This is a genomic window from Mesorhizobium sp. L-8-3, assembly GCF_016756615.1.
Lineage (GTDB): Bacteria > Pseudomonadota > Alphaproteobacteria > Rhizobiales > Rhizobiaceae.
Map to the genome: position 1 here is coordinate 4,675,573 of NZ_AP023262.1, position 25,791 is coordinate 4,701,363.

Consider the following 25,791-nt stretch of genomic DNA (forward strand, 5'->3'; position numbering starts at 1 on the left):
CTCCGGCGTGCCGATGAAGCCTTTTTCGGTCGATGGCTTTCGGGTTTCGCAAGCTCAGTCTCGCGCTTTCTGGAGTTGTGGCCGACACGCCGTCGACCATCTCTATGCTTCCATGGCATGACCGTCCCCCATGCCGATTTGGGCTCCTAGCGGTACTGCACGAGTGACGTCGGTGCCGCATTGCAGTACCTTGGCGCCAAAGATAGGCCCAAATCCGGAAAGAATGGGCCGAAAACGATACTGCATCGATCCGACGCAAGTTCCTATGTTTGAAGGAAAAATGAGCAGCTATAGCGATCTCCGCCTGGCCGTCGCCCCCATGATGGATTGGACGGACCGTCATTGCCGGTTCTTCCATCGCCAACTGACCCGGCGCGCGCTGCTCTATACCGAGATGGTGGTCGCCGACGCCGTCATCCATGGCGATCGCGAGCGCCTGCTGGGCTTCGACGCCGTGGAGCATCCCGTGGCGCTGCAGCTCGGCGGGTCGGATCCGAAGAAGCTGGCCGAGGCGGCGCGGATCGGCAAGGACCTCGGCTATGACGAGATCAACCTGAATGTCGGATGCCCCTCGGACCGTGTCCAATCCGGTACCTTCGGTGCCTGCCTGATGCGCACGCCGGACCTGGTCGGCGCCTGCGTGGCCGCCATGAAAGGGGTGGCGGCCATTCCCGTCACGGTGAAATGCCGGCTGGGCGTCGATGAGCAGGACACGGAGACAGCACTGGGCGAGATGGCCCGGACGGTCTTCGCGGCCGGCGCCGACGCCTTGTGGGTGCATGCGCGCAAGGCCTGGCTGGAAGGGCTGAGCCCCAAGGAGAACCGCGACATCCCGCCGCTCGACTATCCCCGCGTCTATCGGCTGAAGCAGGAATATCCGAATCGTCTCATTGGTATAAACGGCGGTATTCAGTCATTGGATGAGACCGTACGCCATCTGGAACATGTCGACGGCGTGATGCTCGGGCGCGCCGCCTACCATACGCCCGGTGTGCTGGCGAATGCCGATGCCCTGCTTTGGGGGGACGACGGCCGGGCGGATTTGGCCGGCGTCATCGATGCCATGGCCGACTACGCCGCGCGCCACATCGCGCATGGCGGACGCCTGGCGCATGTGACGCGCCATATGACCGGCCTGTTCCACGGCTTTCCCGGCGCCCGTCGGTTCCGTCAGATCCTTTCCACGGATGCAACGCGGCCAGGGGCGGGGCCGGATGTCCTGTTCCGCGCTTTCGAGGCCGTGTCGCTGGAGACCGCCGAAGCCGCCGCCTGACGATCGGCGTGGGGCTTTCGAAAGTCCGTTAACAAGCTACCAACCCTGGGGTCGTTCGGGTCGCAGCCCAGCGCGGCTTGGGCATGCGGCCGCGTGGGCAACGCGCGCTTCGGCCTGTCCCTTGCGCAGGTTCGAGCCGGCTTCGGCCCTTGGCTTTCGGTGGTGGAGGGGGCAGCGACCGGCAGGGTTATCCTATCGACAGGGGTTGCCAACTGATAAGCGTTCGCTTATAGGTTGGCCATGCTGGAAACGGAAATCTTCAAGGCTCTGGCCGATCCCACCCGCCGCGCCGTCTTCGAGCGACTGACTGGCGCTGAGATGAGCGTGGGTGAACTGAAGGCGGGTTTCGCGATATCGCAACCGGCGGTCTCGCAGCATCTGGCATCCTTGAAGCGGGCCGGGCTGGTGGTCGAGCGGCGGGACGGCCGCAACACCTACTACCGGCTGGAGCCGGACGGAATGAGGCCCCTGCTGGCCTGGATGGAGCGTTACCGCCTGTTCTGGCCCGAACGTGTCGAGAAACTGAGGGACGTGCTGAAGGATATGGATCAATGACCGAAGAACGTAACGAGGTTGCAGGTGACGAGGTGTCCTTGGTGACGGAATGCGACCTGCCTCATCCGCCGGAGAAAGTGTGGCGCGCTCTAACGGTGCCCGAGCTTCTCGCGGCGTGGCTGATGCCGAACGACATCGAGGCTCGTCCCGGCACCCGTTTTGCGTTCCGGCAGGATGACGAAGGCGGGGCCCCGATCGAATGCGAGGTGCTCGAGGCCGAGCCCTTCCGGCGGCTGAGCTACAGTTGGCGGGACGAGGAGGCGCGTGAAAAGTCCCTGACGTCGACGGTCACCTTCGAGCTTTGCCGCGCGGTTGGGGGGACGCGTCTTCGCATCACCCATTCGGGCATGGAAATGCCGGCAGTCCGGAGGCCTGTCCTGACGCTGTCGGCCGCGAACACGAACCTGCGGCCGCGTTTGCCGCGCGCCGCCTGACAGGAAGGTCCTCCATGAACGCAATCTCCAATCTCGTGCCCATGGTGGTCGAGCAGTCGAGCAGAGGCGAGCGCGCCTTCGACATCTTTTCCAGGCTGTTGCGCGAGCGCATCGTGTTCCTGAACGGGCCGATCGACGATAATGTCTCTGCGTTGGTCTGCGCCCAGCTTCTTTCGCTGGAATCGGACAATCCGACGAAGGAGATTGCGCTCTACATCAACTCGCCTGGCGGGGTGGTGACCAGCGGCTTCGCGATCTACGACACGATGCAGTACATCACTTGTCCGGTTTCGACGGTCTGCATGGGAACGGCACGATCGATGGGGTCGTTCCTCCTGATGGCGGGAACGCCCGGCCGGCGGATCGCTCTGCCGAACTCCAGCATCATGCTGCATCAGCCGTCAGGCGGTTTCCAGGGCCAGGCGTCCGACATCGAACGGCACGCCGAGGACGTCATCAAGACCAAGCGGCGCCTGAACGAGATCTATGCCAGGCATTGCGGGCGCAGCATCGAGGAAGTCGAGCGCACGCTCGACCGCGACCACTTCATGACGGCCGAGGAAGCAAAGGCCTGGGGCGTCGTCGACCACATCTACGACAGGCGCGTCGCCGCGTAGATCAATTCCGCCCTTTTCCCAGTCCTGGAAATGCTCGCGCCCTTTGCTTGTACGCAGGACCGCTGCGCACTTGCTGAAATCGATCTGGACGGTCAGTCCCGCAGGATCATGCGGTCGCCGCGTACGTCGAAGCCCGACAGAGTGCCGATGAAGTTCATGCCGAGCAGGCTCTGGTCGAGCATGCCGCCATCGGCCACCAGCACAGGCACGTTCCTGCGGCTGATCGTTCCGAGCGTGATCTCGTCGGCAGTGACGCGCGCCGCGCGGGCCGTGCCATTGGCGGTCGAGACGCGGATCGTATAGCTCAGCGCTTCCGGATCATAGCCGGCAGCGCGGGCATCGGCGGCAGTGAGCACCGTGGCGGTGGCGCCGGTATCGACGATCGTCCGCACGGGCACGCCGTTCACCTCGATGCGGGCCTGGAAATGCCCGTTGGGGGCTTTCTCCAGCATGACGGTGCTGCCGTCGTCGCCGATGGAGAGCGGGCTGCCCGGCACGAGGCCGGCGGTCACGCGGTTTGCAATATCCTGCAATTCGTAACGATACTGGTAGCCGGCGACCAGAATCAGCGCGACCAGCATCCACAAGGCCAGGCTACGCGCGACATAGCCGAGCCGCATGCCGGAGCCGAGGATGGCCGCGGCGATCACCGTGCCCCATATGCCCAGATAGAGAACGCGGGCGAGATCGTCGCCACTGCCAAAGGAATCGCCCGTGTCGCTGCTGAGGAGCAACAGGATCAGCGCGCCGCCAATCGCCGCCATTCCGATCCAGAAAAGCCGTCCGGTCATTCGGCAGCCCCGCGTTCACGCGCCATCCGCGCTCGCCGCGTCTCGCGCCGCGGCCGCCTTTCGACCATGTCGAGCCGGGCCGGCAGCGTCGCCATGATCTCGCGCCGCGCTTCCGGCGTCATGCCGATCCAGCCCGATATCTCGTCGCGGGTGCGGCCGCAGCCGAAACAATAGCCGGTCTTCATGTCGATCGAGCAGACGAGGATGCAGGGCGATTCGATAGACAAGGAGGAGGTTCCGTTTCGTCTATCCCACATGGTGCGCCGAAAAAGGCAATGCAAGCCCATGCGTTTGCGTCCGACAGCGGCGTTTTTGCACCACTCATTCGCGAGGGCAAAAGGACGATTGTGCGGCGCGGCAAACGCCGCTATGCCCGTCGCGACGATCAGGCATGGACGAGATGACGACCGGACTTCCCTTCGACGATTTTCGCAACCTCATGCGAGAGCTTCCCGCCCGCGATGAGGCAGCCGCCGCCAAGGTGCGAACGCAGTTCCAGCAGATGCGCAAGCCCGCCGGCTCGCTCGGCCGGATTGAGGAGATCGCGGAGTGGCTCGCCGCCTGGACCGGCCGCCCGCCCGCAGTGACGCGTCCGCTGGTCGCGATCTTCGCCGGCAACCACGGCGTCGCGCGGCACAACATCTCGCCTCGGCAACAGGACGCCACGGCCGAAATGGTGGAGTCGTGCGCGGCCGGCGGCGCCGCGATCAACCAGATCTGCGTGGCCTACGACCTCGGGCTGAAGGTCTTCGACCTCGCTTTGCACCTGCCCACGGCCGATATCACGCAGGAGGCGGCCCTCGACGAGCGCGGCTGCGCGGCGACCATGGCCTTCGGCATGGAGGCGATCGCCGGCGGCGCCGACTTGATCGCCATCGGCGACCTCGGCGTCGGCAACTCGACCGTGGCGGCGGCGATCCTGGCCGCGCTCTATGGCGGGTCCGGCAAGGATTGGGTCGGGCCTGGCTCCGGTGCCGGTCCCGACATGATTGCCCGCAAGGCCGCGGCGGTGGATGCCGCATTGGCACTGCACGGCCGGAACCTGAAGGACCCGTTCGAGGTGCTGCGCCGCGTCGGCGGGCGCGAATTCGCCGCCATTGCCGGCGCCATCCTGGCTGCGCGCATGCAGAAGGTGGCGATCGTGCTCGACGGCTTCGCCGCGCTCGCCGCGGCTGCCGTGCTCCACGCAGTCAACCCCGCCGCGCTCGACCATTGCCTCGTCGCTCATGTCTCGACCGAACCGGGCCATGCCAAGGTGATCGAGCGGCTCGGACTCGATCCGGTGCTGGACTTGAAGCTGGCGCATGGGGAAGCGACGGGGGCAGGCCTCGCGGTCGGTATCGTCAAGGCCGCGGCGCTTGTGCATTCCGGCATGGCGGCGACGCTCTGATTTTCGCAGATAGTTGGCGGATCGGCAGGCGGTCAGCGCCGCCGTCCGCCTGAGGCCACTGCCCGAAGCGGCAATGTCGGCAAGGCGGGCATATCTTCCATCACCCGGCCCCTCGGGAAGATCGCGATCGCCTCAGTGCCCTCGCGAAGCTTGGAGTTCAGCTGGAATTCGCCGCCATGCATGGCGAGCAGTCCCTGGACAATCGGCAGGCCCAGGCCGGTTCCCTGTTCGGCGCTCTTGATGGCGATGGAGCCCTGGCCGAAAGCGGAAAGCACAACGGGGATCTCGTCGGGGGGGATGCCGGGCCCGTCGTCCGCTACCGATACATACTGGCCGCCGCCGGCCGTCCAGCCGACCTTCACCACGATCTCGCCGCCGGCCGGCGTGAACTTCACGGCGTTCGAGATGAGGTTCAGCGCGATCTGGCGGATGGCGCGCTCGTCGGCGAAGAGCCTCGGCAGGGAGGCCTCGAACTGCTGCACGATCCGCAGATCCTTGTTCCTGGCCCTGAGTTCCATCAGGTGGCAGCATTCCTCCACGACGTCGAGCAGGCTGACCGGCTCCTCGTTGAGCTGGTAGCGGCCGGCCTCGATGCGCGACAGGTCGAGAATCTCATTGATCAGATCGAGCAGATGCCGGCCGGAATCGTGGATGTCGCGCGCATATTCCTTGTATGTGGTGTTCTGGATCTGCCCCAAGACCTCGTTCGACATGACCTCGGAGAAGCCGAGGATGGCGTTGAGCGGCGTGCGCAACTCATGGCTCATCGAGGCGAGGAAACGCGATTTGGCCAGATTGGCCTCCTCGGCGCGCCGCCGTGCCTCGTCCGACATCGACTTGGCCGTTTCGAGTTCGGCGATCAGCCCGTCCTTCTCCCGCCGGAATGACAGGAGCATCAGGGCCGAACGGTTGAGGTGACCCGCGACATAGGCGAAGAAGGGCAGCGATATGGCAAGCAGGCCGATCATCGTCGCCTCGACGGGCATCCAGTAGCGCGCGCCGACGACCCCGTAGACGATGACCGGCGCTGCGAAAGTGGCGACGAGGGCGCCGCGCAGCGACGAGGCGATGATCGCGGTCGCCGCCATGGCCAGCAGAAGCACGACCGCCTTGATGACCGGGAATTGCTCGACCTGGCATTCACCGCAGCCGAGCGAGGCGAGATAGGCCCAGCACAGGCCCGACAAAGAATGCAGGATGAGGAAGTTGCGCTTCGTGGCCGCAAGCTCGATCCGTGCGGTATCGGCCTTGTCGATGTTGCGGGCAAAGAGGGCTATGCCGGTGTAGCAGGCGACGGTGATCAGAGCCCAGCTCAGGATCGTGCCGCCCATGCCGCCGAGCAGCCCGGCCGCGGCGATGACCAGCACCAGCAACGGAATCGCCGAGGCGCCGGTGACGATCGCCCTGGCGTGCAGCTTCAACAGCTCGCGATCGAAGGCCGGGCTGCCGGAACGTTGGGAAAGACGGTCACGAGTGTGCTTCACCGCGCGCGACACATCGCTGTTGCGATGGGTTTTCCTGCGGTCCACAATGAATTTGTCAGCCGTGTTCGTTCGCAGCAACGGCATCGGGGTTTCTATTTGCGTACAATTCCGGTTACTCCGGCAGGCTAGTCCGCAATGATTAAGGTTCCCTTTGCCATATGAGCCGATACCGATACGGCCGCAGGCGCGTCCCCTATGCACGCGCGCGCCGCCGTCGCCTGCGCAAGCTGCTCGACTATGCGCTGACCTTCGCCATCCTGGGCATGCTCGCGGTCGTCGCGTCCCGCCTCGATCGCGTGGAGACCAGGCAGGCCGCCGGTGCCGCGGTGGTGAATGATGGCGACACGCTGACCTTGGGCACTGAGCGGGTGCGATTGCGTGGGATCGATGCGCCCGAATACAATCAGACCTGCATGCGTGACGGCACCGGATATCCCTGCGGTCGGCGTTCCCGCGAGGCGCTGTCCAGGCTGATATCAGGCAGGGCCGTCACCTGTGAGGGCTGGGAGCGCGACCGCTATGGCCGCCTGCTCGGCCAATGCAGCGCCGGCGCGGTGGACCTGAACAAGGAACAGGTCGCTGCCGGATGGGCGATAGCGTATGGCGGCTATCTTGACGAGGAGGACGCCGCGCGTGCCGGCAGGCTCGGACTTTGGGCCGGCGAGTTCGACCGCCCGCGCGATTGGCGCGAGACCCATGGCGGCATGATCGAGGGTGAGCACGACAGGCTGGGCGCGGCGTTCAACTGGCTGCGGGCCTTGCTCGGCCTGTTGTGAGGCGGACGCACTTTATCCGGTTCGGTCGTCCTCGTGCTGCTCGTCCAGCCATCCGCCGCGAAAGCCGGCGCGCCGCAATCCGGCTGTCAGATAGGGGCAGCTCCGCATCCACTCCCACAGCAGGCCGGTGCGATAGTTCTCGATCATCAGCACGATCGGGCCCTGGTTCAGCCCGTAGTGCCATGGCGATATCCAGCCATAGGGGCTGCCCGACTTGTCGGGGAAGGTGGGATTGAAAGACGCCTTGAAGCCATAAGGGTTCTGGCTCTTCAATTTCACCTCGTGGATGAAGTGGTCGACCGTAGGCAGCACGATTTCAGGAGCGAAGGGCACGGAGGCGACGACCACCCAGGGCGCGATCGTGCCGTCGTCCGGGCCGTAGGGCACTCCGCGTCCGACATAGTCCTGGAACTCACGCGTGATGCCGTCGATCTTCAGTGTCACGGGGCCCGGCCCATCGCTTGCCGTGATGCCCCAGCAGCAGGACCCGTAGTGCGCAAAGCCGAGCGGGTTGTCGATTGCATATCGCTGCTGGACGAAGGTCGCGCGCCGGCTGTTTTCGAAATAGTCGATGTCCTTCTCGCGCATATAGTCGTCCTGGATGCCGCGGAAATCGATCCAGATATGCGAGAGCTGATGCGTGAAGAGCGGACCGGCATAGAGGAACTCGATGCCCTGGCACTCCTTCCACTCATAGGTCGAGCACCAGGCGGCGTAACTGCTTTGCGGCAAGGGGAAGGTCGGTGAACCCAGTCCCATAACGTAGAGCAGCAGTGCCTCGTCATAGCCCTCCCAGCGGTAGGGGATGAAACCGGTTTCCGGCCGCCAGCCATGTGATACCGTCTCGCCGCCGTTCTGTGCCCACTGCCAGTCGGCGCGTTTGTAGAGCGCCTCGGCGAGCGCCCGGATCTCCTGTTCCTCGTCGGTATCCCGGTCGAAGAAGATCCTGGCTGTGAGGGCGCCGGCCAGCAGGAAGGTCGTGTCGATGGTCGACACCTCGCAATCCCACGCCCGCCGGCCGGTCTGCATGTCGAGGAAATGATAAAAGAAGCCGCGATAGCCGGTCGCGTCCGGCTCCGTTCCCTGCGGGCTCGTCCAGAAGAAGCGGAGCACCTTGAGCGTCCGCTCGATGGCGTCGTCCCGCGACATGAAGCTGCGATCGACGCCGATTGGATAAGCGGCGAGCGCCAAGCCGGTTGCGGCTATGCTCGCCGGCCAGCCGGGTTCCGTCTTGTCGGCGATCAGCCCGTTCACCGGGCTGGCTTCGTGCAGGAAGTAGCGGAAAGTCTCGTGCTGGAGCACGCGGAGTTCGACATCGTCCGGCAGCTTCATGTTGTTTGACCGTGTTCCCTGTGCGACGATCCTGCGGCCGGGGTGCCCAGTGACAGGGTCGCGCCCTGGCCTACATCGATTGCGGGCAGGGTGCCGCCAAGGAGCGATGTCGGCAAGAGCCCGCCCATTTTTCCATCGCCGCGGCGCCGAATGGTTCAGGTTCCGCCGCGGCAGTGACCATGGGAGCCGGCCGAAGGAACGCATGCGACGTGGCCGGCGTATCGTCTGACAGGGATAGAAGCGAATGCAGATCGGAGTTGTCGGATTGGGCCGCATGGGCGGCAATATCAGCCGTCGCCTGATGCGGGCCGGACATCGTTGCGTGGTGTTCGACACCAATGCAGGGCCGCGCGAGGCGCTGGCCAAGGAGGGCGCTCAGGCCGTGGGCTCCCTCGACGAGCTGGTGAAGGCGCTGGACGAACGGCCGCGCGCCGTATGGGTGATGTTGCCGGCGGGGCGCATCACCGAAGAGACGATCGCCCGGTTGGGCGACCTCCTGGGTGCGGACGACATCGTCATCGATGGCGGCAACACCTTCTACAAGGACGACATCCGGCGGGCCAAGGCTTTGGCCGGCAACGGCGTCCGCTACGTGGATTGCGGCACTTCGGGCGGAATCTGGGGCGCTGAGCGCGGCTATTGCATGATGATCGGCGGAGAGACGCAAACGGTCGATCACCTCGATCCGATCTTCGCGGCGCTGGCGCCGGGACTGGGCGAGATACCTCGGACGCCGGGCCGCGAGATGCGCGATCCGCGCGCCGAGCGCGGCTACATCCATGCCGGACCCTGCGGGGCCGGCCACTTCGTCAAGATGGTGCATAACGGCCTCGAATACGGGCTGATGCAGGCCTATGCCGAGGGCTTCGACATATTGCGCAACAAGGACTCCGCCGACCTGCCGGCCGATGAACGCTTTTCCCTGGACCTGGCCGATATCGCCGAGGTCTGGCGGCGCGGCAGCGTGGTCTCGTCCTGGCTGCTCGACCTCGGCGCAGCGGCGCTGGCCAGGGATCCGCAACTCGACGGTTTCTCCGGCTTCGTCCAGGATTCCGGGGAGGGGCGGTGGACGATCGAGGCTGCGCTGGAGGAGGCGGTTCCGGCCGACGCGCTCGCAACCGCTCTCTTCGCCCGTTTCCGGTCGCGGCGGCAACACACGTTCGGGGAGAAACTGCTTTCGGCGATGCGCCTCGGCTTCGGCGGCCATGTCGAGGGCAAGGAGCCGTCCGGCCCGAAAACAGCGGAGTGATGGGATGGACAACCACGCGCCATTGCCTCCGCCGGCACCGCCCTGCGCCATGGTCATCTTCGGCGCCGGCGGAGACCTGACCAAGCGCCTGATGGTGCCGGCCCTCTACAATCTGTCGCGGACCAATCTGCTGCCGCAGAACTTCGCCCTGATCGGCGTGGACCGGGCCGAAGCCTCGGCGCAAAGCTGGCGCGACAGCCTGCTCGACATGCTGAAGAGCATCATCGGCGACCCCGGGACCGGGTTTGATGGCGAGCAGATCGACCCGGCCGCCTGGGACCGGCTGGCGCGAACCATGTCCTATGTCCGTGGCGACATCACGGGACCCGACGTTTTCGGCAGGATCCGGGACGCGCTCGCCGAGGCGGATGCGGCGCGCGGTACCGAAGGCAATGCGGTCTTCTATCTCGCCGTAGCCAGCCAGCTTTTCGACCCGGTCGTGGAAGGCCTCGGCAAGGCGAAACTCACCGACGAGAATTCAACCGTCGACGGCAAGCGGCAGGGCTGGCGGCGCGTGGTGATCGAGAAGCCCTTCGGCCATTCCCTGGACTCGGCGCGCGACCTCAACAAGCGCATCCTGCGCACGCTGCGCGAGGAGCAGATCTTCCGGATCGACCACTTCCTGGGCAAGGACACAGTCCAGAGCATCATGGCCTTCCGCTTTGCCAACGGGCTGTTCGAGCCGATCTGGAACCGTGACCGGATCGATCACGTCCAGATCACCGCAGCGGAGACCGTCGGCGTCGAGCGGCGCGGCAGCTTCTACGAAGCCACCGGCGCCCTGCGGGACATGGTGCCGAACCATGTCTTCACGCTGTTGTCGATGGTTGCGATGGAGCCGCCGGGAGGCTTCGACGCGGGCTCGATCCGCAACAAGAAGGCGGAGCTGTTCGCGGGGATGCCGCCGGCCCGGGCAGATATGGCAGTTCGTGGCCAGTACCGGGCGGGGACCGTCCTTGATAAGCCGGCAAACAACTACCGCAACGAGCCCAATGTCGCCGCGGATTCGAATGTCGAAACCTTTGTTGCCATGCGTCTCGATATCGACAACTGGCGATGGGCAGGCGTGCCTTTTTACCTGCGCACAGGCAAGCACATGTCGCGGCGCCTCACCGAGATCGCCATCCGCTTCAAGCAGGCTCCCTACGCGGCTTTCCAGAATACCCCCGTCGAGGCACTGCAGCCCAACTGGCTGGTTCTGAACATCGCCCCGGAGGAGGGGATCTCGTTACAGTTCGAGGTCAAGCGCCCCGGTCAGACGGTCGATCTCGCTGCCGTGAGGATGGACTTCCGCTATGAAGACTGGTTCCCGAAGGAGGCCAATGTCGGATACGAGACGCTCATCTACGACGTGATGATCGGTGACGCAACGCTGTTCATGCGCGCCGACATGGTCGAGCAGGCCTGGCGGGTCGTGCAGCCAGTGCTCGACGACTGGACGGAAAAGGGAACGCCGGTCGAAGGTTATGCCTCGGGCAGCGACGGTCCGGCATCGGCCGACGAGCTTCTTGCCCGCGACGGCAACCGGGCCTGGAGGCCCCTGACCGCAGCGCGGCCGAAACGCTGACGAGCTGTCTCACGACGCTGCGAGGGCGCGGTTCACGATGCCCTCGGCCTCATCCAGGATCGACTTCAGATGCGCCTTGCCGCGGAAACTCTCGGCGTAGATCTTGTAGATATCCTCGGTGCCCGAGGGACGCGCAGCAAACCAGCCGTTGGGGGCGGTGACCTTGATGCCGCCGATCGGCGCGCCATTGCCAGGCGCGTGGTCGAGCACGGCCTCGATCTTCTCGCCGGCGAGCTCAGTGCCGGGCACCTGCTTCGGTGAAAGCCTCGCCAGCCTCGCCTTCTCGGAGGCGCTCGCCGGCGCCTCGACCCTATCGGCGGTCGGCTCGCCGAGCTCGGCCGTGATGTCCCTGTAGAGCGCACCGGGGTCGCGGCCGGTGCGTGCGGTGATTTCCGCCGACAGCAGGGCCGGCGCGATGCCGTCCTTGTCGGTGGTCCAGACCGTGCCGTCCCGGCGCAGGAATGACGCCCCGGCGCTTTCCTCGCCGCCGAAACCCAGCGTGCCGTCGAACAGGCCGTCGACGAACCACTTGAAGCCCACCGGGACTTCATGGAGCCGGCGGCCCAGCCGGGTCGCGACGCGGTCGATGAGCGCCGTGCTGACCAGGGTCTTGCCGACGGCAGCGGCGGCGCTCCAACCCGGACGCTGCCGGAACAGATAGTCGACGAGGACGGACAGATAGTGGTTCGGCGGCAGCAGGCCGGCCGACCGCGCGACGATCCCGTGTCGGTCATGATCAGTGTCGCAGGCAAAGGCGACGTCATAGCGGTCTTTCAGGCCGATCAGCCTCTGCATGGCATAGGACGACGACGGGTCCATGCGGATCTTGCCATCCCAATCGACGGTCATGAAGCCGAAGGTCGGATCGACTTCCTCGCTCACGATGTCGAGCGGCAGGCGATAACGTTCCGCGATCGGCGCCCAGTAATGGACGCCGGCGCCGCCGAGAGGGTCGACCGCCATGCGGATGCCGGACGACCGGATCGCATCGAAGTCGACCACGGCTCCGAGGTCGGCGACATAGGCGTCGAGATAGTCGTGCTCTTGGGTGGTGGCGGCGTGGCGCGCCCGGTCGAAGGGGATGCGTCGGACATCCTTGAGGCCGCCCTCGATCAACGCATTGGCGCGGTCCTGGATCCAGCTCGTGATGTCGACATCGGCCGGACCGCCATTGGACGGATTGTATTTGAAGCCGCCATTGTCGGGCGGATTGTGCGACGGCGTAACCACGATGCCGTCGGCAAGGCCCGAGGCGCGGCCGCGATTATAGGTCAGGATCGCATGCGACACGGCCGGCGTCGGCGTGAATTCGCCGCCCCTGGCGATCATCGTCTCCACGCCGTTGGCCGCCAGCACCTCCAGAGCGCTCTCGAATGCGGGCGACGACAGCGCGTGGGTGTCTATGCCGATGAACAGGGGACCTGTTATGCCTTTTCCCGCGCGGTAGTCGCAGATCGCCTGGGTGATCGCCAGCACATGCCATTCGTTGAAGCTGCGTTCGAAGGAACTGCCGCGATGGCCCGACGTGCCAAAGGCGACGCGCTGACCTGCTATCCCGGGGTCGGGACGGAGTGCGGCATAGGCGGCGACGAGGGCGGGGACATCGACGAGCAGCGATTTCGGTGCCGGCTTGCCGGCGAGGGGACTGACAGCCATGCTCATACGCCTGCCTTGGAGAGATTGAGGTCCTGAACCGAGAAGCCGAGCAGCTCGCCGATATGCCGGACGGCAACATCAGGAGCGGGAGCAACATCGGCCACTACGGAATCGAGGGCGTAGTGACCCTGGCGCGGGAAGATCGTGGTGAGCCTGTCGCCGAGTTGAAGCTTCATGGCGGCCAGAAGCCGTGCCTTGTCGTCCACCATGACATAACGGGTGGCTGGAAAACGACGTTCGATATCGTCGAGCATGCGCTCTTTGTGGACATAGACAAGCACGCGCCCGCCGAAGGCGTCCCACAGGCCGGACCGCCTGATCTTGCGCGGCTGGAACACGATGTCGCCGTCGGACAGGACGATGGTGGTGCCCATCCGGCCGAGATGATCGACCACGGCGAGCGCGTCGGGATAGAGCAGATCGGCGAAGGGATAGTCGAGCATGAATTCGGATGCCTGCAGGAGAGCGGCCTCGTCGTTGTTCTCAAGGCGGAGATCCTGCAGTGCGCCGAGATAGTCCGCATAGCCAAGCGTCTCGCGCCTGTTCTCGTAGAGGCGCCAGTAGCGCTGGCACTCGGCCTCCCCGAAGAGCCGGTCGAGCCGCGCCGTCAGTTCGGCAAAGAAGCGGTCGTTGTCGAGCAAGGTATTGTCGACATCGATCATGAACACCAGTTTGGCTGGGTCTGCCACGGGACGCCCCCCTCGGTTTTGTCGGTTGTGGCGGCAGCGCAGAAACGCGCGACGCGGCCGAACGTTCCCGGCGGCTGCAAAAACCAGCGCTCCGGTCTCGGCAGTCTTCAAATAGCTTGCCGGGGTCTATAGGGTCCGATGACGTGGAACAGAGCGGAGGACCGAGATGAAGCTCTTCGACGGCGGCAAGGCGCCCAATCCGCGCCGCGTGCGCATCTTCCTGGCGGAAAAGGGCATCGAAGTGCCGCTTGTGCCGATCGACATGAATGCCATGGAGCATCGGGAAGAGGCGGTTGCCTCGCGCAACCCGTTGCGCCGCCTTCCCGTATTGGAGCTTGACGACGGCACGATCATCACCGAATCCATCGCAATCTGCCGCTATTTCGAGGAACTTCATCCAGAGCCGGCACTGTTCGGACGCGGTGCGCTTGGCAAGGCGAAAGTCGAGATGTGGCAGCGCCGAATGGAGCTCAATTTGATGATGGCCGTGGCCCAGGCCTTCCGACACATCCATCCCGCCATGAAGGAATGGGAGAAACCGCAGATTCCCGAATGGGGCGAGGCCAACAAGCCGAAGGCACTGGAGTTCCTTCGCCTGCTCGATGACGAACTGGCGAGCCGCGAATTCGTCGCCGGCGACGACTATTCGGTCGCCGACATCACAGGAATGATCGCCGTCGACTTCATGAAACCGGCCCGCATCCAGGTGCCGGACGAACTCGCCAATGTCGTTCGCTGGTATCGCGCGGTCGGCGCGCGGCCGAGCGCGACCGCCTGAGGAAGCAGGCTTGCAGGACACCCTTGCCAGTCTGGCGAAGGCAGTACGGGCGTGCCGTATATGTCGCGACCAGCCACGGGGCAAGCCGCTGCCGCACGAGCCGCGGCCGGTGCTGGTTGCCTCCGACGCGGCGCGCATCCTGATCGCGGGGCAGGCGCCGGGGACCAAGGTTCACGCGACCGGCATCCCGTTCAACGATGCCTCGGGCGACCGGTTGCGGGACTGGCTGGACGTCTCGCGCGAGGAATTCTACGACCCCTCGAACTTCGCCATCCTGCCGATGGGGTTCTGCTTTCCCGGCCAGGATACGCGCGGCGCGGACCTGCCGCCGCGAAAGGAATGCGCTCCCGCCTGGCGCGCGCCATTATTGGCCGCGATGCCCCGGATCGATCTGGTCGTCGCGATCGGCCTTTATGCCCATGGCTGGCATATAGGCGCATCCCGCGCCCGATCGCTCACCGAAACGGTCATGAACTGGCGGGTGCTCTTCGACACCCCGTCGGCACCGCGCGTTCTGGCGCTGCCCCACCCTTCATGGCGCAATACGGGCTGGCTGAAGCGCAATCCCTGGTTCGAAATGGATCTGCTGCCTTTTCTGCGGGCAGAAATTCGCCGTCGCCTCGATGGCTGCTAGCAGAACGCTCTCCCTTCAAATCCGCCATTCCGGAGAATTCCTTTCTTGCGATGCGCCGCCTGCGCGATCATTATGCAAACCCATTCCAACGGGAGCCCGAAATGGACCGCCTCGACCGCAAGATCCTCCGCCTGCTTCAGGAGGACGCGACACTCGCCGTCGCAGACATCGCCAAGAAGGTCGGGCTGTCGACGACGCCCTGCTGGCGCCGGATCCAGAAGCTGGAGGAAGAGGGCGTCATCAAGCGGCGTGTGGCCGTTCTCGATCCCGAGAGGATCAATGTCCGCGTCACCGTCTTCGTCGCAATCCGCACGAATTCGCATAGCCATGAGTGGTTGCGCCGTTTCTCCGAAGTCATCCAGGACTTCCCCGAAGTCGTCGAATTCTACCGTATGAGCGGCGACGTCGACTATCTGCTGCGCGTGGTGGTGCCCGACATCGCCGCCTATGACGCGTTCTACAAGCGTCTCATCGCCAAGATCGAAATCCGGGACGTGTCTTCTTCCTTCGCGATGGAGCAGATCAAATACACGACCGAGATGCCGCTGGACTATATCATTCTCGACAAGGAGAGCGGCGCAAGCGCGGCTTGAGCCCGACTACGTGCCGTGGCCAAAGCATTTCTCCCGAAAGCGGGAACCGCCTTCGGGACAAAAATGCGCCAAATCAACGACCGCCCGGTCACCGGCCTTTCTTCGCAAGGCGGTCCAGCGTCTTCGGATCGGTCAGTTCCCTGACGGCGTCCTTGCCGATCCAGCGCGCCGTTTTGTCGTCGGATTCCGCGAGCTTTTCCGACAAGGCGAGCGCAGGGCGGTAGAGGGTCATCGAGCGCTTGCCGATCTGCCGGAGCGCCCAGTTCACGGCTTTCTTCACGAAGTTCCTGGCATCGCCCGAATGTCGTTCGACCAGCGGCAGAAGGGCGACGAACGTTGTGTCGGGCTCCTTCTTCAGGTGAACCGCGCTCCACGCCAGCATGGCGAAGGCGGCGCGCCGCACGAACTCCCGATCGTCCTCGGCGAACTCATCGATCAACTCTCGCCAGAACGGTGTCTCAACGAACAGAGCCGACACACCGTCGACGACGTCCCAGGAATCGAAATCGGCCGCCCAGCGCCGGCACTCGTCGATCGTCATCTTCTTGGGGTCGCCGGTCAGGCCGGCGAGGATGCGCGCCTCGCGATAGCCGGTTGCCCAGAGTGACTGCGCGCGGAGGTGGTCCGTCTTCACCTTCCTGGCCAGCGGATTGAGAACCGTATGCCCGACGCCGAACGCCTTATCCGTGGTGATGCCGAACCGTGCCATGCCGGCGCGGTTCTCATCCGAGCCGAGCGCCTTCAGATGCGCGACGATGTCGTCGGCCGTCCAGTCGGGCGAGGGGATGGACAACTCTATTTCTCCAGGCGGGCGAGCAGTGCGGACGTATCCCAGCGCTTGCCGCCCATTTCCTGGATGTCCTTGTAGAACTGATCGACCAGCGCCGTCACTGGCAGTTTCGCGCCGTTGCGGTCGGCCTCGTCAAGACAGATGCCTAGATCCTTGCGCATCCAGTCGACCGCGAATCCGAAATCATACTTGCCTGCGTTCATGGTCTTGTGGCGGTTCTCCATCTGCCAGGAGCCGGCGGCGCCTTTGGAGATCACCTCGATCACCTTCTCGATGTCGAGACCGGCCTTCTTGCCGAAATGGATGCCTTCCGCCAGGCCCTGGACCAGCCCGGCAATGCAGATCTGGTTGATCATCTTGGTAAGCTGCCCGGCGCCGGCCGGCCCCATAAGTCCCACCATGCGTGCGTAAGCCTCGATAACGGGCCTGGCCTTGTCGAAATCCCGCCCCGCGCCGCCGACCATCACGGTGAGCGCGCCATTTTCCGCTCCTGCCTGGCCGCCGGAAACCGGGGCGTCGAGGAAGCCGAAGCCGCCAGCCGCGGCTTTCTCCGCGAGTTCGCGGGCGACTTCCGCCGAAGCGGTCGTGTTGTCGATGAAGACCGAGCCTTCCCTCATGCCGTGGAAGGCCCCGTCGGGACCGACCGTCACTTCGCGCAGGTCGTCGTCATTGCCGACGCAGGCGAAGACGAAATCCTTGCCCACTGCCGCCTCGCGCGGCGTTGCCGCAGAGTCGCCGCCGAATTCGTCGGCCCATTTGCGGGCGCGCGCGGTCGTGCGGTTGTAGACCGTCACGTCGTGGCTGCCCTTGTTCTTCAGGTGGCCCGCCATCGGATAACCCATGACGCCGAGACCGATGAATGCAACCGAAGCCATAGCATCTCCCTGCCGCATCGCTCCGAAAACCCTGCTTCGATTTCGGAAGGACGATGCGTCGATTGAAAGTGAAAGCGACGTTGCGCATCCGATGGACGCGCGACGCTCGCAACGACACCGCGACAGGTCTATGCGATAGGCGGAATTCGTCAAGCCGCGAAAAGTAGCCCGACGGAGCCTGGATCAGGCCGCCTTGGCCGGGGCGCCCACCCTGTTGCGGCCGGCAGCCTTGGCGCGATAGAGCGCATCGTCTGCTTGAGCGATCAGCCTTTCCAGATCGTATTCGCCGGGTTCGGCGGAAGAGAGCCCGGCGCTCGCGGTCGGCCGGACCGTACCCTTGTCGGTGACCAGGGCGGCTTCGGCGAAACGTGTCCGGATGGTCTCGGCGACGACGCGGGCCTGCCGCGCCGTCTGTCCGGGGAGGAGGATGACGAACTCCTCGCCGCCGTAGCGGCAGAGAAGGTCCTTGGGTCCCAGCGCCGCCCTGGCCGTCTCGGCAAAATGCACCAGCACGCGATCGCCCGCGGGATGTCCATGCGTGTCGTTGATCTTCTTGAAGACATCGAGGTCGACAAGCAGCAGGCTCGCCGGGGTGCCCGTGCCTTCCAGTCGACGAAGCTCCAGTTCGGCCTTACGCATGAATTCGTGCCGGTTGAGCGTATCGGTGAGGGCGTCGCGCGTAGCCGCCCGCTGCAGGGCGATCTCGAACTGCTCCTTGCCGATGGCGATCAGGCTGAAGCTGGAGATCAGGATCATGAACATCACGACCAGGGTCGCGATCTCCGGACCGAAAAAGCTGCGGAAGAAGGGATCCTCGGGTCCGCAGATCCAGAGCGCGATCGCGCGGCCCGCATAGAAGAAGCCGAGAAAGGTGCTGGCGCCGGAAAGCACGGCGGCGTTGCGATAACGGAAACCCGTCTGGTTCCAGAATTCGACGCCGGTCGCAAAGCAATAGGCGGCGAACATGACAAGGAATACGATGCCGCCGCGCCAGGCCTCTGGCTCGCTCCTGTCGAAAAGGGCGGCCGCCGTCACCAGCAAGGGGCCGAGCAGGGCCAGCCCCACGGTCGGCCTGCGGCCGTTGAAGGCCTGGGCGCCCACCCAGATCATGGAAATGCCCGTTATGACGATGCCGTTGCCGACAGCCACCACCAGCCACAGGAGTTCCGGCACTCCGGACGAGGCGATGTAGAAGACCGGCGCGGCGGTGGTGCACAGGAAACCCACGCCCCACCAGCGGGACGGGATCGCATCGCGGCGATGAAAGGCCTCGAACAGGAACAGCATTCCGCATGCCGTGGTAACGAGCATCGAGCTGACCAGCAGCGTGTCGAGATCGAGAGCGACGGGCATACGGGCTTTCCGGGCGAGCAGGCGATGCCGCAGCGTTAGGGGAGAAAGCCTGAAGCCCGTGTAAACGCGCGGATCTCAGGCGACGGAATGGTTAAGCAAGCCTTCCGGGGCCGCGACCGCATCAACTGGAAGGTCGGACATTGCGCTTGGAAGGCAGACAACAGGTTGGCTCGAGCGATGGAGCGCTCTTTGTACGTTCAAATGATGCGCGGCGCTCCAAAGCGGGTGACATGAGAGGCTTGAACAGAGCGCTGAATCGGACCGCTGGATCGGGAAGCCGAAGCGTAGCCGGCGAATCGGCCTCGTATCGTACTCAGTCTTCTATTGATCCCTGCTTATTCACAATGTACGAACATTTAGATTTCAATAGGGATTCTCGTAATGAACATAGCGAACTGGCTGTTTTCAAGCGCCAAGCGTCATCCCATAAAGGCGGCGCTGATGCGTGGCGCAGAGGTCGTCGCGACCTACGATCAATTTGCCCGGCGTGCAGCGCACATTGCTCGGACATTGTCGCAGCAGCATGGGCTTGGTGCGGGTGACCGGGTCGCCTTGTTCATGACGAACCGCACGGAATATCTGGAATGCCTCTATGCTGCGTGGTGGATCGGCGGCATTGTCGTTCCGATCAACGCGAAGCTTCATGCCCGGGAAGCGGCCTGGATCGTTGCCGATTCCGGTGCAAGAATCGTTTTTGTCGACGAAGATCATGCCGAGGTCCTGCGGGCCGAAATCCGGGCGGGTGCACAGATTTTGTCGATCGAAGACCAAGAATTCTCATCGCCCTTGGCATCGGGCGATTTGAGCTGCCCTCAAGAACGGCGATCGTCGGATCTGGCCTGGCTGTTCTACACCTCCGGCACGACAGGGCGCCCTAAGGGGGCGATGCTGACCCATGAAAACCTGGTCGCGATGTCGCTTGCCTATTGCGCCGACGTCGATGCCGTCGATGAAGGTGACACTGCGCTCTATGCCGCGCCGCTCTCGCACGGTGCCGGGCTCTATAATTTCATCCATGTCCGCAAGGCGGCCAGACACTGCGTGCCCTTGAGCGGCGGGTTCGATGCAGACGAGATCCTGTCGATTGCGAAGCATGTTGGAACCGCCTCGATGTTCGCGGCGCCGACAATGGTTCGCCGCCTGGTCGATGCGGCCGAAGCAAGCAAGAGCCAGGGCGAAGGCTTGAAGACCGTCGTCTATGGCGGCGGCCCCATGTATCAGGCGGACATCGAGCGCGCGATCGCGGTCTTCGGCGACAAGTTCGTGCAGATCTATGGCCAGGGCGAATCGCCGATGACGATCACGGCGTTGCCCCGGGCCGATCACAAACTGTCCGAGGATCCGCGGGAACGAGCGCGTCTGGCCTCTGTCGGGCGCGCCCACAGTCCGGTCGACGTCCGTGTGGTTGACAGCACGGGACGCACCCTCGCGCCCGGCCAAGACGGAGAGATTGTCGTCAGTGGGCCAACGGTCATGGCCGGCTATTGGAACAACCCGGAAGCATCGGCTTCGACTGTCCGTAACGGATGGCTGCACACCGGCGATATCGGCCGATTGGATGCGGAGGGCTATCTGACCCTTACCGACCGATCAAAGGACGTGATTATTTCGGGCGGCTCCAACGTCTATCCAAGAGAGGTCGAGGAAATCCTGCTGACGCATCCGTCGGTATCGGAAGTCGCGGTCGTCGGGCAGGAGGATGCCGAGTGGGGCGAGTTAGTCGTGGCCTTCGTTGTGGCCAAGCCAGATTGCGAGCCAAACGATGAAGCGCTGGATGAGCATTGCCTGTCCGGGCTCGCGCGGTTCAAGAGACCAAAACGCTACGTCTGGCTTGGAAGCCTGCCCAAGAACAATTACGGCAAGGTGCTTAAGACGGAACTGCGGAAGCTTCTGTAAGCCCGTTGCACCTAGCTCGTCTGCGGAGCACGCCCAACAACGATGCTGGCAAGTCCTAAAGTTCGCGCTTGAAGATCAAGCTCGCCGTGCGCTGGCGGATACGCCACTCGCCGTCACGCTTTTCGACCAAGTCGTCGTAGCGGGTTGCGAGCAGTGCGCTCGTGCGGGCTTCGCTCGGACCCGACACGACGGTAATGTGGCCGAAGCCGTGGGCTTCTGCTTCGGTCGAAGAAACGAAGTCGATGGTGCGATAGGCCAGGCAGGCCACGGTGCTGATGCGCTGCCGCAAGATGGGCGCCAACTGCTCGACGAAACCTTCGGCGGTGCCCCTGTAGTCGCCATGCTCCTCGTGCGCGCCCGGCCAGTAGAGCGCATGCAGCAGCCTGGCATCGGCCGCGAACAGGGCGAGGCAATAACGGTCCATCAGGCCGCGAATGGCGTCCCGATCAAGGAGAGACGTGACGGACACGTCTGTCATGGCAACCTCCGGTGCAGCGCTCGCGGGTAGCAAACAAGGAACCCGCCGCGCCTGGATTGGCGCGACGGTGCAGGTCTCGTCAGCTCTTCGGCGACCAACCGAGTTTCTGAAGCCCCTCGTCGACGAGGCTCATGTCGATGATTTCGTCATAAGGGAATGTGTTGGGGTCCGGATTGCCACCGATCGTCCCGGTCTCAAGCCATGCTTGGATAGAGTCCCTGGCCACGTAAGGGGAGGCGAATATGGGCAGAGCGCTGGCCCAGACGTCCGGCCAGATGGCATCGGCGATCTTGGGGAACCGGGTCTGGCGCAGCTTGGCCCTTGCCCCGTCCGGATCTTCCTGGAGAAATTTTAGGGCACGCAGGTCTGCGCGTATGAAGGCGGCGAACAAGTCACGCTTGGCTTCCAGATCCTCCGGCCGCGCCTCAAGCACCTGGCCCTGCAGGCGCCCGGCCTGCGGGATCTCGCCCGCTGCGATTGCCAGAAGCGGGACAGCTTCGAATTCGACGCCGGCCTGCTCCGTAAAAGGCGCCAGCAACGCGCCGCCATCCAGCCCACCCTGGGACAAAGCCGACATGATATTCACGATCGAACCGGCAGGAACGATCGTCAGATCACTCGTGGGATCGAGCCCTACCTGCTGAAGCGCCATGCGAACGACCAGATCGGTGTTGCTTCCCGGCGCGGTGATGCCGATGCGCTTGCCTTTCATAGCGGTCAGCGCCTTCTCGCGCTGCTCGCGCGGGCTTGCCGCCGTGACACCATTGGCGTCCGCAAAGGCCTTGGTCACCGAAATCGTATAGGGATCGCTGCGGGTGTAAGCCTGGATGATCTTGATCCGTTGGCCGCGCGCATTTGCCGCGAGGCACTCGCCCGGCGCCGATACATTCATCGTGCCTTCGCCGGCGAGCAGCGCCGTCATCGCGGCGGGGCCGCCGCCCAGGCCGAGGCGTTCAACTGCGAGGCCTTCCTCCTTGTAGTAGCCCAGGTCCTCCGCGAGATAAGAGATGGACCAGACGAGCAGCGTGGCAGGCGAAGCGTGAATGATCTTCACCTTCTCCGATCCGGCTGCGAGCAGCCGGGTCACGCCGAGCGTCGATGAACCGGCCATCACGCCAGCGGCGGCGCCAAGCTGCAACATGTGTCGGCGCGAAAGTTGAAACGTCTCAGTCATGCTGTTCCTCCCTTGGAAGCTTGTTCTATTCGCAGTCATAAATGTACGAACATTTATGACTTTGTCAACCATGCTCCACCCGAGAATACTCTCGTTCTTGACGTTTCGCTGGTTCTCTGTCGCATATAATGTTCGAACATTTTAATGACGTTTGTGCTGCCAGCGCAGAACACGCCGTTCAACCAGCGCCACCAGCCAGTCGAGGGCCAAGCCGAGCAGGGTCGTGACCGCCAGCGCAGCGAAAAGGCCTGCCGTGTCGAACTGATTGGCCGTGTTCGAAATCAGATAGCCGAGACCTTGGCTGGACGAGAACATTTCGGCCACCACCGCTCCGATCAGCGCGAAAGGGACCGATATGCGCAGGCCGGCGAAGACCCAGGCCAGGGCCGACGGCACCAGCACCTTGAGGATCGTGTCCCGGCGCGAGGCGCCCATGACCCGGATAACGTCGATCAGATCGTCGTCCACGTCTCGGATACCGGCAAGTGTGTTCATGAAGATCGGGAAGAACACAAGCAGCGCCGTGAAGATCACTTTCATTTCGAAGCCGAGGCCGAACCAGAGGATGAAGAGAGGGACCAGCGCGACTCGCGGCAGGGAATAGAGCCCTGTCAGATACGGATCGAGCACGCGGGCAACGACACGGTTGATGCCGAACAGAACGCCCAGCCCGATGCCAATGAGGATACCGAGCGCGAAGCCGGCCGCAGCCACGAGGGTGGTAGCGAAAACCGCGCGGAGCAGGGCACCGCTTTTCATCATCTCGATGAAAGCGAGAAAGATCTGGGTCGGACTGCTCACCCAGAACGAGTTGATGATCGTCCCGCTGGCAAACTCCCAGGCACCCAGGACAACCACGAACAAGCCGGCCCGCAGCGCCGTCACGAGCATGTTCTCGCGCCTGCGCGCCTTGATGCTGGGGTCGACCGCGAACACGTCGTCTGAGGCTTTTTCCACGATTGGTCGGGTCATGGCACTTTCCATGGTGCTGGACATCAGTGCAACTCCGTTCCGTTCTTCATGTCTTCCTTGAGGGCCGCCCACAGCGTCTCGAAGTACTCCCCGAATTCCGGTGAGAAGCGCACGTGGAACACGTCGCGGGGACGCGGGAGCTTGATATCCGCGATGCTGCGGATCGTTCCCGGCCGCGAGGACATGACGATGACCCTGTCAGCAAGCGAGATCGCTTCGGTGATGTCGTGCGTCACGAAAATCAGTGTCTTGCCGGAGCCTTCCCAAGTCTTGAGCAACTCGGCCTGCAGCGTCAGCTTGAGTTGCGCGTCGAGCGCGCCGAAAGGTTCGTCCATCAGCAGCGTGTCCGGCTCGTAAACCAGCGAGCGGGCAAGCTGCGCGCGCTTGCGCATGCCACCGGAAAGTTCGGCCGGGAAATGGTTCTCGAAGCCTGACAGCCCGACCATCGTGATGTAGCGCGTGATCCGCTCGCGCTTCTGCGCGGCTGACATATCGCGGTATCGCCCAACCTCCAGCGGCAGGCCGACATTGGATTCGACTGTGCGCCACGGCAGCAGATTATCCTTCTGCGTGACGTATGCGACCTGGGTGTTGACCGTGTTAACGGCGTTGCCATCGTAACGCACTTCGCCCGTGCCCGGCTGCATTAGCCCAGCCGTCAAGTTCAGTAGCGTTGACTTGCCGCATCCGCTTGGGCCCACGACGGCCAGCAATTCACCCGGCCGGACCTGAAGCGAAACGTTCTGAAGGGCGTGTATCTGGGCGTTGCCCTTGAAAAAGATCTTTGAAACCCTGTCGAATTCGACGATCGGCACCATGCCGGCAGTCCTCCCATTCCTGACGTGAAAGCCGCATTCTCCACCCGGTGGCGTTCCGGTCGTTGACCCTATCCTGGCGTGCTCCTACGCGCAGAGCTTGATTTGCACGGTCTTCAGCTGCTGGAATTCTCGCAGCCCTTCGCGGCCGAATTCACGGCCAACCCCGCTGTCCTTATAGCCGCCATGTGGCATGTCATCGATGCCGGCCGAGTTGTAGCTGTTGACGAACATCTTGCCGGTGCGCACCGCCTTCACTACCCGGATGGCGGTATCGATCGACTTGCTCCACACTCCACCGGCAAGACCATAGCGGCTCTCATTGGCGAGGCGGATGGCGTCCTGTTCCGTGTCGAACGGGATCACGGAAAGAACCGGTCCGAAAATCTCTTCCTGGGCGATTCGGGCGTCGTTCGAGACGTCGTCGAAAATGGTCGGCTCGACATAGAAGCCGCCCGCGGTGGCGACGTCGCTCGGCTTCCCACCGGCGACGAGGCGGCCATGTTGGGAGCCGATGTCGATATAGGACAGAACGCGGCGGTATTGCTCGTTGTTGACCAGCGGGCCCATGGTGGTTGCCATGTCGCTCGGATTGCCGACGACCTGCTTGCCCGCCTCGGCTACGATCGCCTCGACAAACTTTTCGTGAATGGCGCGTTGGACAAGCAGACGCGTGCCGGCGGAGCACTGCTGTCCACTATTGTAGCAGAAAGCGCTGATGGCGGTCTGCGCAGCCAGGTCGAACGGCGCGTCGTCGAATACGATGTTGGCCGACTTGCCGCCAAGCTCGAGCGCAACCTTCTTGTTGGTATCGGATGCGGTGCGCATCACGGCGCGGCCGGTGGTGGTAGAGCCGGTGAAGGCGATCTTGTCCACCAACGGCGAGGCGGCCAACGCTTGCCCGACCACGCCGCCACGCTCGATGTCTGATGTCACGATGTTGCAGGCGCCGTCGGGCAGGCCGGCCTCGTGCAGGTAGCGGACCAGGAGCACGGCAGGGCCGGGGCACAGATGCGAGGGTTTGATGACCACGGTGCAGCCGGCAGCGAGCGCCGGAGCGATCTTGCAGGCGGGGTTGAGAAGGGGGAAATTCCAGGGGGTGATAAAGCCGGCGACGCCGACCGGTTCGTGCAAGATCAGGCCGAACGCATCTGGCACCCGGTCGCTGATTGCCGATCCTTCGAGCGCCAGCACCTGGCCGGCATAATACTGGAAGGTCTTGATTGCGCCCTGGACCTCGCCGAGGGCGGTGCGTAGCGGCTTGCCCGACTCCAGCACCATGCGCATGGCCAAGGCATTGGCATTCTTCTCGATGAGTGTGGCCGTCCGGCTCAGGACCTCGTAACGCGCGCGTGCCGGCGCCTGTGGCCAGCCGCCCGCGTCGAAGGCTTTGCGGGCCGCAGCAATAGCGGTCTGGGCGTCCTCGGCCGTGGCATTGGAAAAGATGCCGGCCACCGAGCCATCGGCGGGGTTCACGCGCTCGAACACCTGCCCGCCAGCCGCGCCGCGTGACTTGCCGGCCACGATCAACTCAAAGCTTTCGATCTCCTGCTGCTGGGCGCCGCGCCTGTCGATTGTGTCCACGATCTTTCCTCCGTTTGCTGGCTTGCCGGGCCGGCC

General features: G+C 64.0%; 26 protein-coding genes. 12 read left to right on the forward strand and 14 right to left on the reverse strand.

What is annotated here, in order from left to right:
* Positions 1-280: 280 nt before the first annotated feature.
* The 4 genes from dusA (at position 281) to JN302_RS21650 (ending at position 2,879) form a co-directional block, all read left to right on the forward strand.
* Positions 281-1,273 carry a tRNA dihydrouridine(20/20a) synthase DusA gene (gene dusA, locus JN302_RS21635; protein ID WP_202329020.1) on the forward strand — a complete coding sequence of 331 codons (993 nt, stop codon included), beginning with the start codon at positions 281-283 and terminating at the stop codon, positions 1,271-1,273.
* A 240-nt stretch (positions 1,274-1,513) separates the two neighbouring features.
* Complete coding sequence (locus JN302_RS21640) at positions 1,514-1,828, forward strand: ArsR/SmtB family transcription factor (protein ID WP_202304941.1); 315 nt, start codon at positions 1,514-1,516, stop codon at positions 1,826-1,828.
* Entirely contained in the window at positions 1,825-2,262 is a 438-nt protein-coding gene (locus tag JN302_RS21645; protein ID WP_202304943.1) for an SRPBCC family protein, read from the forward strand. The genes JN302_RS21640 and JN302_RS21645 overlap by 4 nt, the downstream gene beginning before the upstream one ends.
* A 14-nt stretch (positions 2,263-2,276) precedes the next feature.
* Positions 2,277-2,879: an ATP-dependent Clp protease proteolytic subunit gene (locus JN302_RS21650; protein ID WP_202304945.1), complete on the forward strand. Its 603-nt coding sequence runs from the start codon at positions 2,277-2,279 to the stop codon at positions 2,877-2,879.
* A gap of 92 nt (positions 2,880-2,971) precedes the next feature.
* Here the strand turns inward: JN302_RS21650 and JN302_RS21655 are convergent, their stop codons facing one another.
* On the reverse strand, positions 2,972-3,670 hold the full coding sequence (locus JN302_RS21655) for a retropepsin-like aspartic protease family protein (RefSeq protein ID WP_202329022.1): 699 nt from the start codon (positions 3,668-3,670) through the stop codon (positions 2,972-2,974).
* Entirely contained in the window at positions 3,667-3,897 is a 231-nt protein-coding gene (locus JN302_RS21660) for a DUF1289 domain-containing protein (protein ID WP_274609021.1), read from the reverse strand. Before JN302_RS21660 ends, JN302_RS21655 begins: the two co-directional genes overlap by 4 nt.
* Before the next feature lie 173 nt (positions 3,898-4,070).
* Here JN302_RS21660 and JN302_RS21665 point away from each other — a divergent pair, with 173 nt between their 5' ends.
* Complete coding sequence (locus tag JN302_RS21665; RefSeq protein ID WP_202334399.1) at positions 4,071-5,060, forward strand: nicotinate-nucleotide--dimethylbenzimidazole phosphoribosyltransferase; 990 nt, start codon at positions 4,071-4,073, stop codon at positions 5,058-5,060.
* A 32-nt stretch (positions 5,061-5,092) separates the two neighbouring features.
* Here the strand turns inward: JN302_RS21665 and JN302_RS21670 are convergent, their stop codons facing one another.
* Complete coding sequence (locus tag JN302_RS21670; protein WP_202329024.1) at positions 5,093-6,628, reverse strand: sensor histidine kinase; 1,536 nt, start codon at positions 6,626-6,628, stop codon at positions 5,093-5,095.
* Between the two features lie 74 nt (positions 6,629-6,702).
* On the opposite strand from JN302_RS21670, the gene JN302_RS21675 reads away from it, so the two are divergent.
* Complete coding sequence (locus JN302_RS21675) at positions 6,703-7,320, forward strand: thermonuclease family protein (RefSeq protein ID WP_202329026.1); 618 nt, start codon at positions 6,703-6,705, stop codon at positions 7,318-7,320.
* Positions 7,321-7,332: 12 nt separating this feature from the next.
* On the opposite strand, the gene JN302_RS21680 is transcribed toward JN302_RS21675, so the two are convergent.
* Positions 7,333-8,652 (reverse strand): glucoamylase family protein, encoded by a 1,320-nt coding sequence (locus JN302_RS21680; RefSeq protein WP_202329027.1) that lies wholly within the window; start codon positions 8,650-8,652, stop codon positions 7,333-7,335.
* A 244-nt stretch (positions 8,653-8,896) separates the two neighbouring features.
* On the opposite strand from JN302_RS21680, the gene gnd reads away from it, so the two are divergent.
* Together gnd and zwf are read left to right on the forward strand one after the other, a co-directional pair.
* A complete protein-coding gene (gene gnd / locus JN302_RS21685) occupies positions 8,897-9,901 on the forward strand; it encodes a phosphogluconate dehydrogenase (NAD(+)-dependent, decarboxylating) (protein ID WP_202329029.1) in 1,005 nt (334 codons plus the stop codon).
* A gap of 4 nt (positions 9,902-9,905) precedes the next feature.
* Positions 9,906-11,468: a glucose-6-phosphate dehydrogenase gene (gene zwf / locus JN302_RS21690; RefSeq protein WP_202329031.1), complete on the forward strand. Its 1,563-nt coding sequence runs from the start codon at positions 9,906-9,908 to the stop codon at positions 11,466-11,468.
* Positions 11,469-11,477: 9 nt separating this feature from the next.
* Here zwf and pgm read toward each other — a convergent pair whose 3' ends face one another.
* Both pgm and JN302_RS21700 read right to left on the reverse strand, forming a co-directional pair.
* Positions 11,478-13,130 carry a phosphoglucomutase (alpha-D-glucose-1,6-bisphosphate-dependent) gene (pgm, locus tag JN302_RS21695; protein ID WP_202304964.1) on the reverse strand — a complete coding sequence of 551 codons (1,653 nt, stop codon included), beginning with the start codon at positions 13,128-13,130 and terminating at the stop codon, positions 11,478-11,480.
* Complete coding sequence (locus JN302_RS21700) at positions 13,127-13,813, reverse strand: HAD family hydrolase (protein WP_202329033.1); 687 nt, start codon at positions 13,811-13,813, stop codon at positions 13,127-13,129. The genes pgm and JN302_RS21700 overlap by 4 nt, the downstream gene beginning before the upstream one ends.
* A gap of 166 nt (positions 13,814-13,979) precedes the next feature.
* On the opposite strand from JN302_RS21700, the gene JN302_RS21705 reads away from it, so the two are divergent.
* The 3 genes from JN302_RS21705 to JN302_RS21715 all read left to right on the forward strand — a co-directional run bounded on the left by JN302_RS21705 (position 13,980) and on the right by JN302_RS21715 (position 15,818).
* On the forward strand, positions 13,980-14,591 hold the full coding sequence (locus JN302_RS21705) for a glutathione S-transferase (RefSeq protein ID WP_202329035.1): 612 nt from the start codon (positions 13,980-13,982) through the stop codon (positions 14,589-14,591).
* Between the two features lie 10 nt (positions 14,592-14,601).
* A complete protein-coding gene (locus JN302_RS21710) occupies positions 14,602-15,225 on the forward strand; it encodes a uracil-DNA glycosylase family protein (RefSeq protein ID WP_244845813.1) in 624 nt (207 codons plus the stop codon).
* Between the two features lie 101 nt (positions 15,226-15,326).
* Positions 15,327-15,818, forward strand: a complete 492-nt coding sequence (locus JN302_RS21715; RefSeq protein ID WP_202304969.1) for an Lrp/AsnC family transcriptional regulator — start codon at positions 15,327-15,329, stop codon at positions 15,816-15,818.
* An 88-nt stretch (positions 15,819-15,906) separates the two neighbouring features.
* On the opposite strand, the gene JN302_RS21720 is transcribed toward JN302_RS21715, so the two are convergent.
* The 3 genes from JN302_RS21720 to JN302_RS21730 form a co-directional block, all read right to left on the reverse strand.
* Entirely contained in the window at positions 15,907-16,611 is a 705-nt protein-coding gene (locus JN302_RS21720) for a DNA alkylation repair protein (RefSeq protein ID WP_202329037.1), read from the reverse strand.
* A gap of 2 nt (positions 16,612-16,613) precedes the next feature.
* The gene (locus JN302_RS21725) at positions 16,614-17,483 is read right to left on the reverse strand and encodes an NAD(P)-dependent oxidoreductase (RefSeq protein WP_202329038.1); all 870 of its coding nucleotides are present in this window, start codon (positions 17,481-17,483) and stop codon (positions 16,614-16,616) included.
* Positions 17,484-17,666: 183 nt separating this feature from the next.
* Positions 17,667-18,836: a GGDEF domain-containing protein gene (locus JN302_RS21730; protein WP_202329039.1), complete on the reverse strand. Its 1,170-nt coding sequence runs from the start codon at positions 18,834-18,836 to the stop codon at positions 17,667-17,669.
* A 381-nt stretch (positions 18,837-19,217) separates the two neighbouring features.
* On the opposite strand from JN302_RS21730, the gene JN302_RS21735 reads away from it, so the two are divergent.
* Positions 19,218-20,732 (forward strand): AMP-binding protein, encoded by a 1,515-nt coding sequence (locus JN302_RS21735; protein ID WP_202329040.1) that lies wholly within the window; start codon positions 19,218-19,220, stop codon positions 20,730-20,732.
* A gap of 55 nt (positions 20,733-20,787) precedes the next feature.
* Here the strand turns inward: JN302_RS21735 and JN302_RS21740 are convergent, their stop codons facing one another.
* From JN302_RS21740 to JN302_RS21760, 5 genes are all read right to left on the reverse strand, one after another.
* Positions 20,788-21,210, reverse strand: coding sequence for a nuclear transport factor 2 family protein (locus JN302_RS21740; RefSeq protein WP_202329041.1), 423 nt, complete (start codon positions 21,208-21,210; stop codon positions 20,788-20,790).
* Positions 21,211-21,289: 79 nt separating this feature from the next.
* Positions 21,290-22,384, reverse strand: a complete 1,095-nt coding sequence (locus tag JN302_RS21745) for an ABC transporter substrate-binding protein (protein WP_202329042.1) — start codon at positions 22,382-22,384, stop codon at positions 21,290-21,292.
* Positions 22,385-22,525: 141 nt separating this feature from the next.
* Positions 22,526-23,356 (reverse strand): ABC transporter permease, encoded by an 831-nt coding sequence (locus JN302_RS21750; RefSeq protein ID WP_202329043.1) that lies wholly within the window; start codon positions 23,354-23,356, stop codon positions 22,526-22,528.
* Positions 23,357-23,379: 23 nt separating this feature from the next.
* Complete coding sequence (locus JN302_RS21755; protein WP_202329044.1) at positions 23,380-24,174, reverse strand: ABC transporter ATP-binding protein; 795 nt, start codon at positions 24,172-24,174, stop codon at positions 23,380-23,382.
* An 84-nt stretch (positions 24,175-24,258) separates the two neighbouring features.
* Positions 24,259-25,755, reverse strand: coding sequence for an aldehyde dehydrogenase family protein (locus tag JN302_RS21760; protein ID WP_202329047.1), 1,497 nt, complete (start codon positions 25,753-25,755; stop codon positions 24,259-24,261).
* Positions 25,756-25,791 lie beyond the last annotated feature (36 nt).